Genomic DNA, 17,939 nt, shown 5'->3' on the forward strand with positions numbered 1-17,939 from the left:
TTTCAGGCAGCCCGAAATTTACGCCAACGCCTTACGCGCCCCCGCAAACAAACGGTACCAGCCGCCCAACTCGCTGCCCTGCCACTCATCGGGACACCAGCTCATTTGTGCGCTGCGGAACACGCGCTCCGGATGCGGCATCATAATGGTAACGCGCCCGTCCGCGCTGCACACGCCCGCAATGCCCTGCGGCGAACCGTTGGGATTGAGCGGATAGGTTTGGGTAATTTCTCCCGTGCCGTCAATATATTGCAAAGCAATGTCCACCTTTGCCAAATCGCCGTGCGCGGCAAAATCGGCGCGACCCTCGCCATGGCTGACCACCACAGGCAGCATCGCCCCCGTCATTTCCGCCAAAATCAGGCTGTGCGACTTCGGCACGCGCACCATGCTCAAACGCGCTTCAAACTGCTCGCTTTCGTTGCGGCGGAAACGCGGAAACGCCGCCGCGCCCGGAATGATTTCCGCCAGATTGCTGACCATTTGGCAGCCGTTGCACACGCCCAGCGTGAGTGTGTCGGGACGGGCGAAAAATTCGGCAAATTCATCGCGCAATTTGGCGTGGAACAAGATGGATTTCGCCCAACCTTCGCCTGCGCCCAGCACATCGCCGTAGCTGAAACCGCCGCAAGCGGCGAGCATCTGCATATCGGCAAGTTTGATGCGCCCTGCCATCAGGTCGGACATATGCACATCCACCGCGTTGAAGCCGGCGCGGGTAAACGCCGCCGCCATTTCCAAATGTCCGTTTACGCCTTGTTCGCGCAAAACGGCGATATTGGGTTTCGCGCCCGCGCTGATAAACGGCGCGGCAATATCTTCTTTCACATCAAAGGGCAGTTTGGCGAACAAACGGGCTTTTTCATCGCCAATCAGGGCAAATTCGCTGTCGGCGCAAGCGGGGTTGTCGCGCAGTTTTTGGATTTGGTAAGAAGTTTGTTGCCATACACGTTGCACACTGGGATAGTTCTCACAGAATACATATCGTCCGCTATACAGATTAAATTCGGGGTCGGTAGGATTGGGTGTGCCGATTTCAAAAGTAACATCGCCTAAACCGTACTGGGAAAATACCTGTTTAACATATGCCAAATTAGAACGCTCGACTTGTATTACCGCCCCCAATTCTTCATTAAACAAAATATTAGCGGCAATCCCTTCAATAAATTCGTCGCTTAATTCCCGTTCGTTGCATTGTTCAATAAAATCAGCATAGTTTTTAAATTCAGGGTGATGGATAGGTAAATATTTTTTTAATACCTCGCCTAAATCAACATTTAATCCACTTTGCCCCGCAAACGACATTTCTGCCAACGTTGCAAATAAGCCGCCATCGGAACGGTCGTGATACGCCAATAATTTATCTTCGGAAACCAGTTTTTGAATCACTTGATAAAAGGCTTTCAGGCAGTCTGCGTCAATATCGGGGCTTTCGCCGCTCAAATCGTTCCACACTTGGCTTAATGCCGAACCGCCCATACGCGCTTTGCCGAAGCCCAAATCCACCGCCAACAATACGCTGTCGGCAACGTTTTTCAATTCGGGGGTAACGGTTTTACGCACGTCCTGCACGGGCGCAAAGGCGGAAACAATCAGGCTCAAAGGCGCGGTTACGGATTTTTGTGCGCCGTTTTCCTGCCACACGGTTTTCATCGACAGGCTGTCTTTGCCAACGGGAATGCTGATGCCAAGCTCCTGACAAGTTTGGGAAACGGCTGCTACGGTGCGGTAGAGTTTTTCGTCTTCGCCCGCCACGCCGCAGGCTGCCATCCAGTTGGCGGAAAGTTTGATGTTGCCGATGTCGCCGATGGGGGTGGCGGCAAGGTTGGTGATGGCTTCGCCGATTGCCATGCGCCCCGAAGCGGGGGCGTTGTGCAGGGCGAGCGCGGGTTTTTCGCCCATGCTCATGGCTTCGCCGCGATGGGTGTCAAAGCCCATCAGGGTAACGGCGCAGTCGGCTACGGGGGTTTGGTAGGCACCGACCATTTGGTCGCGGTGCGTCATGCCGCCCACGCTGCGGTCGCCGATGGTAATCAGGAAGTGTTTGGCAGCCACGGCGGGCAGCGACAACACGCGGTAGGCGGATTCGCGCAGGTCGTATTTGCCCGCGTTGAATTCGCGTTTTTCAGGCAGCCTGCGGCTGTCGCGGCGGGTGGTTTTGGGCGGTTTGCCGAGCAGGATATTTAATGGCAAATCAACGGGATTGTTGGCAAACAAATCATCACGCACCTGCAAATGCCCGTCATCGGTGGCGGTGCCGACCACGGCAAACGGGCAACGTTCGCGTTCGCAAATTTGGCGGAAGGTGTCCAAGTTTTCAGGCAGCACCGCCAACACATAGCGTTCCTGCGCTTCGTTGCACCAGATTTGCATCGGACTCAAACCGTGTTCTTCAAGCGGCACATCGCGCAGTTGGAACACCGCGCCGCGACCGGCGTCATTGACCAGTTCGGGAAAGGCGTTGGACAAACCGCCCGCGCCGACATCGTGAATGGAAACAATGGGATTGCGTTCCGCACCGAGCTGCCAGCAACGGTCAATCACTTCTTGGGCGCGGCGTTCGATTTCGGGGTTGCCGCGCTGCACGGAGTTGAAGTCCAAATCGGCGCTGTTGCTGCCGGTGTCCATAGACGATGCCGCGCCGCCGCCCAAACCAATCAGCATGCCGGGCCCGCCCAGTTGCACCAGCAGCGCACCGGCGGGAATTTCGTGTTTGTGGGTTTGCGCGGCGTGGATATTGCCCAAGCCGCCGGCAATCATAATCGGTTTGTGGTAGCCGCGCACCGCGCCTTCGTGTTCGGCTTCAAAGGTGCGGAAGTAGCCGAGTAAATTCGGACGACCAAATTCGTTGTTGAACGCCGCGCCGCCGATGGGCCCGTCAATCATGATGTCAAGCGGGCTGGCGATGTGTTCGGGTTTGCCGTAGGGTTGTTCCCAAGGTTGGGGCAGCTCGGGCAGGTTCAGATTGGACACGGTAAAACCGGTCAAGCCCGCTTTCGGACGCGAACCGCGCCCCGTTGCGCCTTCATCGCGGATTTCGCCGCCCGCGCCCGTTGCCGCGCCCGCAAACGGGGCGATGGCGGTGGGGTGGTTGTGGGTTTCCACTTTCATGATGATGTGGGTGTCTTCTTGGTGGAAACGGTAGTTGCGGTCGGCATCGGGGTAGAAACGTCCGATGTTCGCGCCCTCGATGACGGAAGCGTTGTCTTTGTAGGCGACCACCGTGCCGTGCGGTGCGGCTTCGTGGGTGTCGCGTATCATGCGGAACAGGGATTTGGGCTGGGCTTCGCCGTCCAAAATAAAATCGGCGTTGAAAATTTTGTGGCGGCAATGTTCGCTGTTGGCTTGGGCGAACATCATCAGTTCCACATCGGAGGGGTTGCGCTGCAAGGCTTGATAATTTTCCAGCAGATAGTCCATTTCATCGGGCGACAATGCCAAGCCCAATTCGCGGTTGGCGGTTTCCAGCGCGTTTCTGCCGCCGTTTAAAATGTCCACGGTGGCAAAGGTTTGCGCGGTGGGGTGGGCGAACAGTTGCGTGGCGGCGGCGAAATCGGGCAGCACGGATTCGGTCATGCGGTCGTGCAGCAGCGCTGCCCATTGTTGTTTTTGCCCGGCGTTCAGGCTGCCTGAAAGGTAAACCGCCGTGCCGCGCTCGATGCGTGTGATGCCGTGCAAACCGCAGTTGCGGGCGATGTCGGTGGCTTTGGACGCCCACGGCGAAATCGTGCCGATGCGCGGGGTGATGAGAAACAAAGTTTTATCCGCAGGCGTGGCGGGCGCGGACACGCTGTCGGCGGCGAGTAGGGCGCGGAGTTTGTCAGCATCGGCGGCGGAAAGTTCGTTTTCGCATTCCGCAAAATACCAAAATTCGCTGTGCAAGCCGTTTTCAGGCAGCCCGGCGGCGCGGGCTTTTTGCCATAATTTTTCAATGCGGAACAGAGAAAGCGCGGGCGCACCGCGCAAAGACAACAAAACAGACATCTGACTACTCGTTAGAAAGTGGGAAGTGGGCGCGATTATACGCCAAAAACGTTTTCAAGCTGCTTGAACATTGCATTTAATCGCCATTTTGCCTTGCCGACACAGGGCAGAACGGTTAGCATAACCACCGTGTATATACTAAAGGAAAACCATCATGCCGCAAGCCACCTTGTTTAAAAACAACCAAAGCCAAGCCGTGCGCCTGCCTGCCGAAGTACGTTTTGATGCCGAAGTCAAAAAAGTCAATATTCGGGCAGTGGGACGTGAGCGCGTTTTAAGTCCGGTAGGGCATTCTTGGGACAGTTTTTTTCTGTCCGGCGAAAGTGTTAGTGAAGATTTTATGGCAGAACGCGATGCGTTTCCGCCATCTGAACGTGAGACTTGGTAATGTTGAATTATCTTTTGGATACCAACATCGTGATTTATGTGATGAAACGCCGTCCCTTATCGGTGTTGGACAAATTCAACCGCCACGAAAACCGTTTGTGTGTCAGCAGCATTACGGCGGCGGAACTGTTTTACGGCGCAGAAAAAAGCGCGTTTCCAGACCAAAATCTGCGCGTGGCGGAAGATTTTTTGTCGCGTTTGCAAGTGTTGCCCTACGGCATGAAAGCAGCAGCGCATTTTGGCAATATTGCCGCCGATTTGTCGCGGCGCGGCTGCATCATCAGCGAAAACGATATGCACATCGCCGCCCATGCCCGCAGCGAAGGTTTGGTATTGGTCAGCAACAATTTGCGCGAATTTGTGCGGGTGGACGGTTTGCGGACGGAAAATTGGGTGTAAAAACCCTAACAGCCCCGCTTCGGCTATAATCACAACAAACGACAACACACAAGGAATCCCACCATGTCTGCCGCCGATACCCCCGATTTACTCTGCCGCGAAGCCGGTTTGTTGGCTTTCAACCGCCGCGTACTCGCCCAAGCCGAAGACCCGAACGTTCCGCTTTTGGAACGGCTGCGTTTTTTGTGCATTGTTTCGTCCAATCTCGATGAATTTTTTGAAGTGCGCGTGGCGTATCTGAAACGCGAACTGCGCCAACGTCCCGATGTGCTGCTGGATTGCGGACAAACGCCCGCCGAAACCCTTGCCCGCGTGTGCGAACAAGCCCGCGATTTAATCCGCGAACAATACCGCCTGTTCAACGAAGTGCTGATTCCCGAATTGGAACGCGAAAACATCGTTTTCCTGCGCCGCAGCGACTGGACGGCGGCGCAACGCCGTTGGGTGGAACATTATTTCAACCGCGAATTGTTGCCGGTGCTCACGCCCATCGGTTTGGACGTGGCGCACCCTTTTCCGCGTCCGCTCAACAAATCCTTGAATTTCGTGGTGGAATTGGAAGGCAAAGACGCTTTCGGACGCGCTTCCGACAAAGCCATCGTGCAAGCCCCGCGCATTTTGCCGCGCATCGTCAGGCTGCCTGAACATTTAAGCGGCGGCGCAGACGTATTCGTATTTTTGTCGTCCGTGTTGCACGAATTTGTGCATAAACTTTTTCCGGGCATGAAAGTCAAAGGTTGCCACCAATTCCGTCTCACCCGCGACAGCGCCTTGATGGTGGACGAAGACGATTTGAGCAATCTGCGTACCGCCATTCAAAACGAATTGCACGACCGCGACTATGGAGACGGCGTGCGTTTGGAAGTGGCGCAATCTTGTCCCGAAACCATCAGCAATTTTTTGCTGGAGCAATTCCGTTTGAATCGTGCCGCGCTTTACCGCGTGAACGGCCCCGTCAATCTGGTGCGCCTGAACGCCGTTCCCGATATGGTGGAACGCCCCGAACTGAAATTTCCGCCGTTTGTGCCGCAACTTGCGCCCGAATGGCATAAAAATACCGATTTGTTCCAACACATTGCCCGCGAAGACGTGTTGCTGCACCACCCCTACCAATCGTTTGAACCGATTGTCCGTTTTATCCGCGATGCCGCACACGACCCCGATGTGGTGGCCATCAAAATGACGATTTACCGCACCGGCACGCATTCGGAATTGGCAAAGGCCTTGATGGCGGCGGCGCGCGCGGGCAAACAAGTTACCGTGGTGGTGGAACTGATGGCGCGTTTTGACGAAGCCAATAATGTCGGTTGGGCGGAACGTTTGGAAGAAGCGGGCGCACACGTGGTTTACGGCGTTTACGGCTACAAAGTCCACGCGAAAATGGCGTTGGTGGTGCGCCGCGAAGACGGCAAACTCAAGCAATACGCGCATTTGGGTACGGGCAATTATCATCAGGGCACGTCCAAAATTTATACCGATTTCGGTTTGCTGACCGCCGATGCGGACATCACCCGCGATGTGAACGCTTTGTTTATGGAAATCACAGGTTTGGGTCAGGCCACGCGCTTGAAAACGCTGTATCAAAGCCCGTTTACCCTGCACAAGCGCGTGTTGGACGGCATTGACGGCGAAATCGCCCACGCGCAAGCGGGCAAACCCGCCAAAATCATCGCCAAAATGAATTCGCTGGTTGAACCGCAGGTGATTCAGGCTTTGTATCGCGCCAGCGCGGCGGGCGTGGACATTGATTTGATTGTGCGCGGTACTTGCGCTTTGCGTCCGCAAGTGGCTGGACTGTCTGAAAACATCCGCGTGCGCTCGATTATCGGGCGTTTGCTGGAACATTCGCGCGTGTATTATTTTTTGAACGGCGGTAAGGAAGACGTGTTGATTTCCAGCGCGGACTGGATGGGACGCAATTTTTTCAGCCGCATTGAAACCGCCACGCCCGTGCGCGACCCTGCGCTCAAAGCCCGCGTGATGGGCGAGGGTTTGCATTTGGCGTTGGCGGACAATGTGAAAGCGTGGCAGATGGACGGGGACGGCAACTACCGCCGCATCGCGCCCGCCGATGGGGAGCAGGCACAGGGTTTGCAGGAAACGCTGTTGCGGGAATTCGGGTGTTTGTGAAAGTGTTCAGGCAGCCTGAAAGCCGCTCCGTGTCCGTCATTCCCGCGAATGCGGGAATCCAAATTGGATTTTCACAAATCTTTGTTTTATCGGAATTTGCGTTTGTGCGGACTTGGATTCCCGCCTGCGCGGGAATGACGGCGGGATTTTTCAGGCAGCCTGAAAAAAGGGCAAGGCGGTTTACGGTTTATCCGCCTGCTTTTCGCGCAAAGCTCGATATTTTCGGGCAAGTTTTTTATTTTCATAACGGTTTTGCCGCCAAAATCCCGCCGCCGATTTGACAAAACACACCGTTGCCAGCAGCGTGAAAACCAGTATTGCAGCAGGAAACCACCAAGAACGGCGCAGACAGCTTGCTATCTCTTCCGGCGTGGCGTGAAGCGCGTATTCGCTGCCGCTTTTGCTTTGGACGAAACGTCCGGAAACCATCAAGCCCCTGATTTCGTAAATGCCCCAAGAAAAACGTTTGTTGTGAACCATGAATCCGTAAGAAGCCTCTACCGGCACAAAATGCGCACCGGTGGCGGTAAATGTCGGGTTCGCACGGATACTTTCATGTATGTAGATATCGTCCGTTGTTCTTAAACCAGCTTTGTGAATAATCCCTTGATGCGAAAACTGTAATATTTTGCCGCCCCGATGGCCGGGCGTTAAGCGGTATTCGGTATTGTCGGCAAGGGAAACCGTTTTGGCGGGAACGCAGCATAAAAACGGCTGGTGGGCTAATGACATAATTCCAAGCAGTATCAGGCACAGAACGGAAACAAGCCAAACGAAAAGATGAATGCCTGCCGAATAGCGCGCTACCGGTCGGCGCAAATAACGGCATAGGCTTTTCATGTCTTGAAACATAGATGATTGTTTATCCTTTTGAAAAACAATATTTTGACGCGGCATAAAGCCGCATTCAAGCAAAAAGCTGACTGAAACGGGAAAAACCGTTTTCAGGCAGCCTGAAATGTCGCGGCGGCTTCCTTTGCGGGCATGATTTTTCCCTTTCCAACGGGCAGGATTAAGGCTACACTTGCGCCCGTTTTTGCACACACAGATTTCACAAATGGATACTTTGGAGCTTCTCACCACCCGCCGTTCCACCAAAACGCTGACCGCGCCCGCGCCCGATGAATTGCAGTGGGACACGATTTTGCAGGCAGCCACGCAGGTTCCCGACCACGGGCATCTCACGCCTTGGCGTTTTGTGGTGATACACAGCGCGGCGGGCATGGCGCGTTTTCAGCAGATTTTGCACGACACCGCCGTGCAGTCGCCGTTTGGCGAAGAAGTGGTGGCGAAAGCGGAGCGGGTCGGCAAAATGGGCCCGAATGTAGCGGCGGTGATTTACAGCCCGAAAGCGGGCAAGCCGGAATGGGAGCAGAATTTGAGCGCGGGTTGCGCCGCGTATGCGCTTCAGCTTGCCGCCAAAGCGCAGGGCTTTGACAGCGTGTGGATTTCGGGAATGTGGGTGCATTCGCCCCTGTTGCGGCAGGCGTTTGCTTGCACCGACAAGGAAAAAATCATTGGGCTGATGATGGTCGGCACTTCGCCCGTTGTGATTGACCAAGCGAAAAACACCGATACGGCGCAGTTTGCCGAGTTTTGGTAGGCAAAACGGCACGGTGTGTTTGCCGTGCCGTTGGGTGTGTCATCAATCGACTGAAAAACCCCGTGCCGTCATGCCCGCGTGGGCGGGAATCCAAAATAAATTGAACAAGCCTTGATGAAACATGGTTGGCAGTTCATCGGGCGGTGGCTTCCTGCACTCGCGGGCATGACGGTGTGTTTTTATATCAAACTGATTTTCAATGTAAAAGTTTAAATGATGACACGCCTTAGGCTTGTTTTTTCGCCAGTGCGTCGCGGATTTCGCGCAGCAGCAGCACTTCTTCGCTGGTCGGCGGCGGTGCTTCTTCGGCGGCGGCTTCTTCGGCGTTTTTCAGGGCGGCGTCTTTGAGCTTGTTAATCAGCTTGACCACAAAGAAAATCGCGGTGGCGACAATCAAAAAGCTGACCACGGTGTTCATAAACAAACCGATGTTCAGCGTTACCGCGCCGCCGGCTTTGGCGGCTGCCAAAGTTGCGTAGCCGTCTGCGGGCGGATTGGCGCCGTCTTTGAGGGTGATGAACAGGTTGGAAAAGTCCACGCCGCCCAAAATCAGACCGATGGGGGGCATAATCACATCGTCCACCAAGGATTTGACGATGTTGGAAAAGGATGCGCCCACCACCATGCCCACCGCCAAATCAATCACGTTGCCGCGCAGGATAAACGATTTAAATTCTTCTTTAATCGACATTGTTTGTTGTCCGTACAAAAGGAAAAAGATACCGTTCGGCGCAAGCGCCCGCCAAGCGGTGCAGTTGCGCCGGACGGCGTGTCGGTATGATTATTTTTTTGATGATTTTTTGGCGGGTTTGGCTGCCGGCACAAGGGCGTCTTTCAAGGTTTTTCCGGGCTTGAATTTTGGCACGCGTGCGGCGGGAATGGTAATCGGCTCTTTGGTTTTGGGGTTCAGACCTTGTCGTTCGGCGCGTTCTGCCACGCTGAACGAACCAAAGCCCACCAGTGTAATCATGTCGCCTTTTTGCAAGGTGTCTTTGACCACGTTGGTAAACGCGTCCAAGGCTTTGCCCGCATCGGCTTTGCTCAAGCCCGATTCTTGGGCGATGGCGTCAATCAGTTCTGATTTGTTCATAATGTTTTCCCTTTCTGTTTGGGTAAAATGGGTGGAGGATGTTTGCGGTTTGCGCGGGTGTTGCGGCACGCGGCGCGTCCGTCAAACGGGTGCGTCAAGCGCAACGGCACATGATGCGGCCGTTTCGCTTTATATCAAGCGGGAAAAAGCCGTGTCAAGCACTATCACGGGGCGGTGCGGCATTTTTTGACCGCACCGCCCCGTTTACAACACAAATCAGTGCGCCTGTGCTTTGGGGCTGCGTTTGCGCGGGGTTTCGGCGGGCGGGGCGGGCGCATCGTCCAAAGCGGCCGGCACGGGCAGCCGTTCCAAACCGCGCTCAAACACCTCGTCAATCCACTGCACCGCGTGAATCTGCAAACCGTCTTTCACGTTTTGCGGAATTTCTTCCAAATCCTTCACATTGTCTTTGGGAATCAACACATGCTTGATGCCGCCGCGCAACGCCGCCAACAGTTTTTCTTTCAAACCGCCAATCGGCAGCACTTCGCCGCGCAAGGTGATTTCGCCGGTCATCGCCACGTCCGCGCGCACGGGAATGCCCGTCAGCGCCGACACCATCGCCAAAGTCATGGCAATGCCCGCGCTGGGCCCGTCTTTGGGCGTTGCGCCTTCGGGAACGTGAACGTGCATATCGTTTTTCTCATAAAAATCAGAGGCGATGCCCAAGCTGTCGGCGCGGGAACGCACCACGCTCCACGCGGCGGCGATGGATTCCTGCATCACGTCGCCCAGTTTGCCGGTGCGGACGATATTGCCTTTGCCTTTTAAAGCAACGGCTTCAATGGTCAGCAATTCGCCGCCGACTTCCGTCCACGCCAAACCCGTTACCTGCCCGATGCGGTTTTCGCCCGCCGACACGCCGTAATCGTAGCGGCGCACGCCGAGAAAATCGTTTAAATTTTCGCTGTTTACGGTGATTTTTTTCGCTTTGCGCGTTTTGGTGCGGCTACCTGAACGCTCGCTCTGCATCACCGCTTTGCGGCAGATTTTGGCAATTTCGCGGTCGAGCGAGCGCACGCCCGCTTCGCGGGTGTAATAGCGCACGATGTCGCGCACCGCGCTTTCGTCCACCGCCAGTTCGCCGTCTTTCACGCCGTTGCGCCGCATCTGTTTCGGAACGAGATATTGCATGGCGATGTTGATTTTCTCGTCTTCGGTGTAGCCCGACAAACGGATAATCTCCATGCGGTCGAGCAGGGCGGGCGGAATGTTGAAGCTGTTGGAGGTGGCGATAAACATCACATCGCTCAAATCAAAATCCACTTCCACAAAATGGTCGGCAAACGCGCCGTTTTGTTCGGGGTCGAGCACCTCCAGCAGCGCGGAGGCGGGGTCGCCACGGAAATCGTTGCCGAGTTTGTCAATTTCGTCCAGCAAAAACAAGGGGTTTTTTACGCCCGCTTTAATCATGCTCTGCATGATTTTGCCGGGCATCGAGCCGATGTAGGTGCGGCGGTGGCCGCGAATTTCGCTTTCGTCCTTCACGCCGCCCAATGCCATGCGCACGTATTTGCGCCCTGTGGCTTTGGCGATGGACTCGCCCAACGAGGTTTTGCCGACGCCGGGCGGGCCGACCAAGCACAAAATCGGGCCTTTGAGCTTGTCGGTGCGTTTTTGCACCGCCAAATATTCCAAAATCCGCTCTTTGACTTTTTCCAAACCGTAATGGTCGGCGTTCAGCACCAAATCGGCTTTGGCAATGTCTTTGCTGACGCGGGTTTTCTTTTTCCACGGCAATTCCAGCAGCGTTTCAATGTAGTTGCGTACCACCGTGGCTTCGGACGACATGGCGGGCATCATTTTCAGTTTGCGCCATTCGGACAGGGCTTTTTCTTTGGCTTCCGCACTCATGCCGGCTGCCTGAATTTTTTTCTCCAAGGCTTCCAGTTCGCCGCGCTCGTCTTCCTCGCCCAATTCTTTCTGAATGACTTTGATTTGCTCGTTCAAATAGTAATCGCGCTGGTTTTTTTCCATTTGGCGTTTGACTTTGCCGCGAATGCGCTTTTCCACCTGCATGATGTCCAACTCCGACTCGAGCTGCAACAGCAGGTATTCCATGCGTTCGGCAACATGGTGCAATTCCAGCAACTGCTGGCGTTGCGCCAATTTGAGCTGCAAATGCGCGGCGATGGTGTCGGCTAAACGGCTGTGGTCGTCCAAATCCAAAATGGACGCCAGCACGTCGTCGGAGATTTTTTTGTTCAGCTTGGCAAACTGCTCGAAACGCTCGCACAGGGCGCGGCGTAGGGCTTCGCGCCCGACAGGGTTGCCGTTTTCTTCCGCCACCGCCACCGCTTCGCTTTCAAAAAATTCGCCGTTGTCCCAAATCTGCACGGCTTGGGCGCGGGCGATGCCTTCCATCAGCACTTTGACGGTGTTGTCGGGCAGGGGCATGATTTGCAGGATTTTGGCAACCGTGCCGGTTTGGTGCAAATCGGCGGGCGCGGGGTCTTCGGTGTCGCCGTCCTGTTGTGCCAGCAAAAACACCGGCACATCGCGTTCGCCGGCAGCGTGCAGCGCGGCGATGGATTTGGCACGCCCGACAAACAGGGGCAAAACCATGTGCGGATACACCACCATATCGCGCAGGGGCAGCGTGGGCAATACGGCGCTTTCGTCAAAATGTGTGGACATGAAAACAGTCTCGCGGAAAAAACAGAAAGGGCAAATGGGGGCGGAAAACGCGATTTCAAGAGACAACGGCACGCCCGTTTGCATGCCGTCCGTTTCCGCCTGACGGCAAGACGGACGGACGCGGTTGGGGGGTGTCATCAAGTGCTTCAAAAGGTCTTTGCACCGTCATTCGCGGGAATGACGGTGTTTTGCATCATGATGGTTTTTCAGTGTGAAATTGAAATAATAATGACGCGTCCTACAGGGCGATGCGGCTTAAAAACGCACGGGTGCGCTCGTGTTTGGGTTCGCGGAACAAATCATCGGGAAAGCCTTTTTCCACGATTTTGCCTTCGTCCATCACCACCACCACATCGGCAACGTCCAAAGCAAATTGGATTTCGTGGGTAACCACCAGCATGGTGCGTCCTTCGTTTGCCAAGTCTTTCATGGTTTTGAGTACGTCTTGCACCAATTCGGGGTCGAGGGCGGAGGTGGGTTCGTCAAACAGCATCAGCTCGGGCTGTAGGGCAAGGGCGCGGGCGATGCCGACACGCTGTTGTTGTCCGCCGGAAAGCTGTTCGGGATAGAGCGAGGCTTTGTCTGCCAAGCCGACTTTTTCCAGCAGCTCCGATGCCTGCAAACGGGCTTCTACGGGCGATTTGCCCTGTACTTGCACGGGCGCTTCCATCACGTTTTCCAAAGCGGTTTTGTGCGGAAACAGGTTGTATTGCTGAAACACCATGCCCGAGCGGCGGCGCAGTGCCAAAATTTGGTTTTGGTCGGGCATGCGGGCGAAATCCACCAGCAGGGGCGGCGGGGCTTCAAATTCGATGCTGCCCTGTTCGGGTACTTCCAAGGCGTTCAGGCAGCGCAGGAAGGTGGTTTTGCCCGAGCCGGAAGGCCCCAAAATCACCACCACTTGTCCTTTGATGATGTCCAAGTCGATGCCGTCCAAAATGGTGTCGAAGCCGAAGCGTTTGTGAATGTTTCTGATTTTAATCATGTGCTTTTCCCTGTATCAACGCACGGTGTGGCGGCTGAAGCGTTGTTCCAGCCGTGCCTGTATCCAAAACAAAATCCAGCAAAAACACCAGTACATCAGTCCTGCCTGTATGTATACGGGCAAAAAGTCGTAGCGGGCGTTGGCGTATTGTTGTGCCACGCGGAACATTTCGGTTACGGTAACGAAGCTTGCCAGCGAGGTGTCTTTAAACAGGGCGATGAATGAGTTGCTCAGGGGCGGTACGGCAACGCGGAAGGCTTGCGGGGCGATGATGCGGCGGAAGGTTTGGATGTGGGTCATGCCGATGGAGTAGCCCGCTTCCCATTGTCCTTTCGGCACAGATAAGATGGCGGCGCGTACGGTTTCCGAGCCGTAGGCACCCACGTTTAGCGAAAAGCCGATGATGGCGGCGGGAATGGGGTTGATGTACACGCCGATGGCGGGCAGGCCGTAAAACACCACGCAAATCTGCACCAGCATGGGCGTGCCGCGAATGATGGAAATGTACACCTTGCACACTGCCAATAAAAAGCGGTGCAGACGGGTACGCGCAGGGCTGATGCGCAACAGCGCCACCGCCACCGCAATCACCATGCCGATGGCGAACGATGCCACCGCCAAAGGCACGGACACCAAAATGCCCGCTTTCAGCATCGGCCAAAACGCGCTCATCACCAAATCGGCACGCGCTTCGCTCATAAACGGCAGGGCGGCCAAAAGACTGTTCAACACGGAAGATTCTCTCTTGTTTGGGCAGATAAAAGGGCGATTTTACGTTAAATCGGGGGCAAAAGTCATGTTTTGTGCGCGGGGCGGGTGCGGGCGGCGGCGAAAGCGCGACAAAAACGCGGATTGCCCTGTGCGGCGGCAATCCGCGCTGCGGCATGCCTTGTTTATTTGACGCTGACGTCGGTGCCGAAAAATTCTTGGCTGAGTTTTTTCAAGGTGCCGTCCTGATGCAGTTCATTCATGGCGGCGTTGATTTTTTCCAGTGCTTCGCCGTTGCCCTTGTTCAACACCAAGCCTGCGCCGACTTTTTTGTCGCCGCCCGCCTGCCACACGGTTTTCAAGCCCGATTCGGGGTTTTTCTTCAAATAATCGAGCAGGGCGAGCGAGTCGTTGAGGGTCAAATCGGCGCGTTTTTGCTGCACCAGCAACAGCGCTTGCGCCATGCCGTCCACCGGCACGATTTTGGCTTTTGCCGCCACCGCCATTTCGCCGTAGTTGCTGCTCAGGGTTTGCGCCGCGCTCAAGCCTTTGATGTCGTCAAGGCTGCTGATGCGGGTTTCATCGTTGCGGGCGAGCATCATCGGGCCGCTCCAGCTATACGGCTCGGACTTGTCAAACGTTTCCTGACGCTCGGGCGTGGTCAGCGCGACTTGGTTGGCAACCATGTCGAAACGCCCGCCCTTCAAGCCCGCCAGCATCGCGTCCCACTGCGTTTCGCGGAATTCCACCTGCACGCCCAATTTGGCGGCGACGGCGCGGGTAACTTCCACATCGTAGCCCGTCAGCTTGCCGCTTTCATCGTGGTAGGTGAAGGGCGCATAAGTGCCTTCCGTGCCGACCGTAATCGTGCCTTTTTGCTCGATGCGCTCCATTAGGCTGCCCTCAGGATGGGCGGGTGCGGCGGAAACGGACGGTGCGGAAGCGGCGGGCGCGGCATTTTGCTGTTGTCCGCAAGCGGTCAGTGCCACAGTCAAAGCGGCGGGGACAAGGGTTTTGTACAACATATTTTTTCCTGATGCGTGGCTAAAACGGCGTATTCTAGGGGAAAACGTTTCGGGCGGTAAATAAATTGCGCTTATATGCTTCATGCGCTTTTGCGGCAAACTGGCTCGGATTCTGATTTATAATATTGGTTTTTATGGATTATTTTTGCAAAGCGGCTTGACGTTTGCCGTTTTGCCGTGCTAAATTTCCCGCTTTGTAAGCAACAGCAGCCCCGCACATCGGGGCAGAAAGATGGAATATGGAATGGTTGCTGACCGGCGCGGCGTGGCTGTGGCAACAACTGCAAGCCATGGTTTCCGTTTTGTGGCAGCAAAACTGGGGCGAACTGAAGGTGCGGCACTTTGCGGCGGTGGCGTTGCTGTATGCCTTGTGGCATTTTTTGCTCCGTCCCCTTGTGGTGCGGGCGCGTTTGTTGCACCGTTTCAAAAGCCAAATCAACAACAAACGCTGGTTTTTCGGGCGCGTGGTCAAAGTGGTGGACGGCGACACGGTGGAAGTTCGCACGATGTGGTTTCGTGTGGTGCGGGTGCGCCTGCAATACATTGACGCGCCGGAAAGTGCGCAAAAACACGGCGCGGAGGCAACGCGTTTTTTGCACAAGCAGGCGCAGGGCAAAACCGTGTTGCTGGTGTGCGCCCAAAATCCCGACCGTTACGGGCGCGTGTTGGCGGAAATTTTTTGTCCGCACTTGCGCCGCAGCCTGAATCTGACTTTGGTGGAACACGGTTTGGCGTGGGCATATAAAGGTACGAAAGCGTATGAAGTGGCGCAGCAGACGGCGCGGCGCAAAAAAGCGGGTTTGTGGCGCGAACGCCGTCCGACCAATCCCGCGCAATGGCGGCAGGATAGGAAATCGTAAGGGATAAATTTTCAGGCTGCCTGAAACGGAAAAACCGTTTTTCAGGCAGCCTGAAAATTTTTTATTTTTTCACTTTATCTTTCCACGCGCCATAGCCCTGCGCGTCCATTTCTTCAAACGGCACAAATTTCAAACTCGCGCCGTTGATGCAGTAGCGCAAACCGCCTTTGTCGGGCGGGCCGTCCGGGAAAACGTGTCCCAAATGCGAATCCGCCGCTTGGCTGCGTACTTCCACGCGGCGCATATTGTAGCTGTTGTCTTCGTGTTCGCTAACGGCGGCTGCTTCAATCGGCTTGGTAAAGCTCGGCCAGCCGCAGCCCGAATCGTATTTGTCGGCGGAGCTGAACAGGGGCTTGCCGCCCACCACGTCCACATAAATCCCGTCCGCAAACAAGTGGTCGTATTCGTGGCTGAACGCGCGTTCCGTGCCGTTTTCTTGGGTAACGCGGTATTGCTCGGCGGTGAGGGTGCGGCGCAATTCGTCTTGGCTCGGTTTGGCGGAGGTTTTTTTGTGCGGCAGGGGTTCGTCCGCTTTGCGAATATCAATATGGCAATAGCCGTTGGGGTTTTTCAACAAATAATCCTGATGATATTCTTCCGCTTCGTCAAAGCGTTGCAGGGGCAGGTTTTCCACCACGATTTTTTGCGTGTGTTTTGGCTGTTCGCGGGCAAAGGCGGCGGCGATGATGCCTTGTTCGGCGGGGTCGGTGTAATACACGCCGGTGCGGTATTGCGTGCCACGGTCGTTGCCTTGTTTGTTCAGGCTGGTGGGGTCAATCACGCGGAAATAGTATTGCAAAATGTCGTCCAACGTGAGTTTGTCGGCATCGTAGACGACTTTGACGGTTTCGGCGTGTCCGGTGTCGCGGTGGACAACATCTTCATAACTGGGCTTTTCGGTTTTGCCGTTGGCGTAGCCGGAAACCGCGTCCAACACGCCGTCAATGCGTTGGAAATAGGCTTCCAAGCCCCAAAAGCAGCCGCCTGCCAGATAAATGGTTTTGCTGTTCATGGCTTTGTTTCCTTGTTGTGTGTCGGGTTGGTAAAACGTTTGTTGCAGCGATTGCAGTTCCGCCTGCGGATTGGCAATCAGGGCAAGGGCTTGGGCGCGGTTCAGGCTGCCGCGCACCACGCGCAGAACTTGTCCTTTGCCGTCCAGCAGCACCCACGAGGGATAAACCTTGATGCCCCATTCTTTCGCCAACGCGCCGCCTTCGTTGAGCAACACGGGCAGCTTCGGATAATCCAAACCGCGATACCATTCGGAAAAATCGGGCTGTTTTTTCTCGCCGAGAAACGCGGGCGAGGCAACGGTCAGGACGTTGGCTGCCTGAAAATCTTTGTCTTGCGCCCATTTTTCGGTTTCCGCCAGCTCGCTCAAGCAAAGCGGACACCAGCTCGCCCAAAATTTCACCAGCGTGGGACGGTTCGGTTTGATGAGTGCGGCGGCGGGTTCGCCGTTGGCTTGCGGCAGTTGCGCCAAGGGCGTGGCGGCGGCAGACACAGTGTTGCCCGATGCCGTCCATAAAATGCCCGCCAGTGCCAGCACGGCGGCGGCAACCGCGCCGATGATTTTATTGTTTTGCATGAAATGATGCCCTTTGATGCGGTTCGCGCAGCCCGCGCAAATGTTGTGCCAAAAACGGCAAATCGGCTTCGCGCAAACCGTATTGCCCCGCGCACAAAAACAGGCGGTGGCGGTGGTCGCGGAAATACCAAGCAGTGTCGTCCAGTGCCGCCCAATTGCGCTGCGTTTGGCAAAAATCGTTCAGCCAACACAATATTTCCCGCTCGCGGCAGCCGTGCAGGGCGTGGATTGGGTGGTGCAAAGGCGGCGTTGTGCCGATGATGCGCGGGCGCAGACAGGCGGGGAAGGGTTCGCGCAATTGTGCCAAGCTGCGCCCGATGCGCCATGTGGACGACACCACAAATTCCGTGTGCGCCCATTCGTCTTGACCAAAAAATTCTGCAAACACAGGCATTTGTTGCCACAAGATGCGCGTGCGCTGCGGATTGCTGCCGTGCAGCACGCCGTCAAAATCCAAAAATATCAGCATGGGCGCATTGTATCGCCGCAAGAACGGTTTTGACAATGTACAAAATGTCTAAAAATATGCTTATTTTTTGGCAT

The 17,939-nt window shown here is 55.5% G+C and carries 15 protein-coding genes; 5 read left to right on the top strand and 10 right to left on the bottom strand.

Features of this window, described 5'->3' with window-relative positions:
* Positions 1-18 precede the first annotated feature (18 nt).
* Positions 19-3,984, bottom strand: a complete 3,966-nt coding sequence (purL, locus tag G392_RS0105400; protein ID WP_027009414.1) for a phosphoribosylformylglycinamidine synthase — start codon at positions 3,982-3,984, stop codon at positions 19-21.
* Positions 3,985-4,138: 154 nt separating this feature from the next.
* Here purL and vapB point away from each other — a divergent pair, with 154 nt between their 5' ends.
* From vapB to ppk1, 3 genes are all read left to right on the top strand, one after another.
* Positions 4,139-4,372, top strand: coding sequence for a type II toxin-antitoxin system VapB family antitoxin (gene vapB, locus G392_RS0105405; RefSeq protein ID WP_027009415.1), 234 nt, complete (start codon positions 4,139-4,141; stop codon positions 4,370-4,372).
* The gene (gene vapC / locus G392_RS0105410) at positions 4,372-4,770 is read left to right on the top strand and encodes a type II toxin-antitoxin system tRNA(fMet)-specific endonuclease VapC (RefSeq protein ID WP_027009416.1); all 399 of its coding nucleotides are present in this window, start codon (positions 4,372-4,374) and stop codon (positions 4,768-4,770) included. The genes vapB and vapC overlap by 1 nt, the downstream gene beginning before the upstream one ends.
* Positions 4,771-4,833: 63 nt before the next feature.
* A complete protein-coding gene (gene ppk1, locus G392_RS0105415) occupies positions 4,834-6,900 on the top strand; it encodes a polyphosphate kinase 1 (protein WP_027009417.1) in 2,067 nt (688 codons plus the stop codon).
* 180 nt (positions 6,901-7,080) lie between these two features.
* Here the strand turns inward: ppk1 and G392_RS13565 are convergent, their stop codons facing one another.
* Entirely contained in the window at positions 7,081-7,980 is a 900-nt protein-coding gene (locus G392_RS13565) for a hypothetical protein (RefSeq protein WP_156900815.1), read from the bottom strand.
* Between G392_RS13565 and G392_RS0105425 the strand changes: the two genes are divergently transcribed.
* Complete coding sequence (locus G392_RS0105425) at positions 7,958-8,503, top strand: nitroreductase family protein (RefSeq protein WP_027009419.1); 546 nt, start codon at positions 7,958-7,960, stop codon at positions 8,501-8,503. The genes G392_RS13565 and G392_RS0105425 overlap by 23 nt on opposite strands.
* A gap of 226 nt (positions 8,504-8,729) precedes the next feature.
* Here the strand turns inward: G392_RS0105425 and mscL are convergent, their stop codons facing one another.
* The 6 genes from mscL to G392_RS0105455 all read right to left on the bottom strand — a co-directional run bounded on the left by mscL (position 8,730) and on the right by G392_RS0105455 (position 14,948).
* On the bottom strand, positions 8,730-9,194 hold the full coding sequence (gene mscL / locus G392_RS0105430) for a large conductance mechanosensitive channel protein MscL (RefSeq protein WP_027009420.1): 465 nt from the start codon (positions 9,192-9,194) through the stop codon (positions 8,730-8,732).
* Positions 9,195-9,284: 90 nt separating this feature from the next.
* Positions 9,285-9,662 (bottom strand): HU family DNA-binding protein, encoded by a 378-nt coding sequence (locus tag G392_RS0105435; RefSeq protein ID WP_281168319.1) that lies wholly within the window; start codon positions 9,660-9,662, stop codon positions 9,285-9,287.
* Positions 9,663-9,809: 147 nt separating this feature from the next.
* Positions 9,810-12,230, bottom strand: coding sequence for an endopeptidase La (gene lon / locus G392_RS0105440; RefSeq protein ID WP_027009422.1), 2,421 nt, complete (start codon positions 12,228-12,230; stop codon positions 9,810-9,812).
* Positions 12,231-12,468: 238 nt separating this feature from the next.
* The gene (locus G392_RS0105445) at positions 12,469-13,215 is read right to left on the bottom strand and encodes an amino acid ABC transporter ATP-binding protein (protein WP_027009423.1); all 747 of its coding nucleotides are present in this window, start codon (positions 13,213-13,215) and stop codon (positions 12,469-12,471) included.
* A 15-nt stretch (positions 13,216-13,230) separates the two neighbouring features.
* Positions 13,231-13,947, bottom strand: a complete 717-nt coding sequence (locus G392_RS0105450; protein WP_027009424.1) for an amino acid ABC transporter permease — start codon at positions 13,945-13,947, stop codon at positions 13,231-13,233.
* A 161-nt stretch (positions 13,948-14,108) separates the two neighbouring features.
* Complete coding sequence (locus G392_RS0105455; RefSeq protein WP_027009425.1) at positions 14,109-14,948, bottom strand: amino acid ABC transporter substrate-binding protein; 840 nt, start codon at positions 14,946-14,948, stop codon at positions 14,109-14,111.
* A gap of 239 nt (positions 14,949-15,187) precedes the next feature.
* On the opposite strand from G392_RS0105455, the gene G392_RS12230 reads away from it, so the two are divergent.
* Complete coding sequence (locus G392_RS12230; protein WP_051255597.1) at positions 15,188-15,808, top strand: thermonuclease family protein; 621 nt, start codon at positions 15,188-15,190, stop codon at positions 15,806-15,808.
* A 61-nt stretch (positions 15,809-15,869) separates the two neighbouring features.
* On the opposite strand, the gene msrAB is transcribed toward G392_RS12230, so the two are convergent.
* Both msrAB and G392_RS0105475 read right to left on the bottom strand, forming a co-directional pair.
* On the bottom strand, positions 15,870-17,396 hold the full coding sequence (gene msrAB, locus G392_RS0105470; protein WP_027009426.1) for a bifunctional peptide-methionine (S)-S-oxide reductase MsrA/peptide-methionine (R)-S-oxide reductase MsrB: 1,527 nt from the start codon (positions 17,394-17,396) through the stop codon (positions 15,870-15,872).
* Complete coding sequence (locus G392_RS0105475) at positions 17,383-17,865, bottom strand: HAD domain-containing protein (RefSeq protein WP_027009427.1); 483 nt, start codon at positions 17,863-17,865, stop codon at positions 17,383-17,385. Before G392_RS0105475 ends, msrAB begins: the two co-directional genes overlap by 14 nt.
* Between the last annotated feature and the right edge of the window lie 74 nt (positions 17,866-17,939).

The organism is Conchiformibius kuhniae DSM 17694, assembly GCF_000428785.1.
Lineage (GTDB): Bacteria > Pseudomonadota > Gammaproteobacteria > Burkholderiales > Neisseriaceae > Conchiformibius > Conchiformibius kuhniae.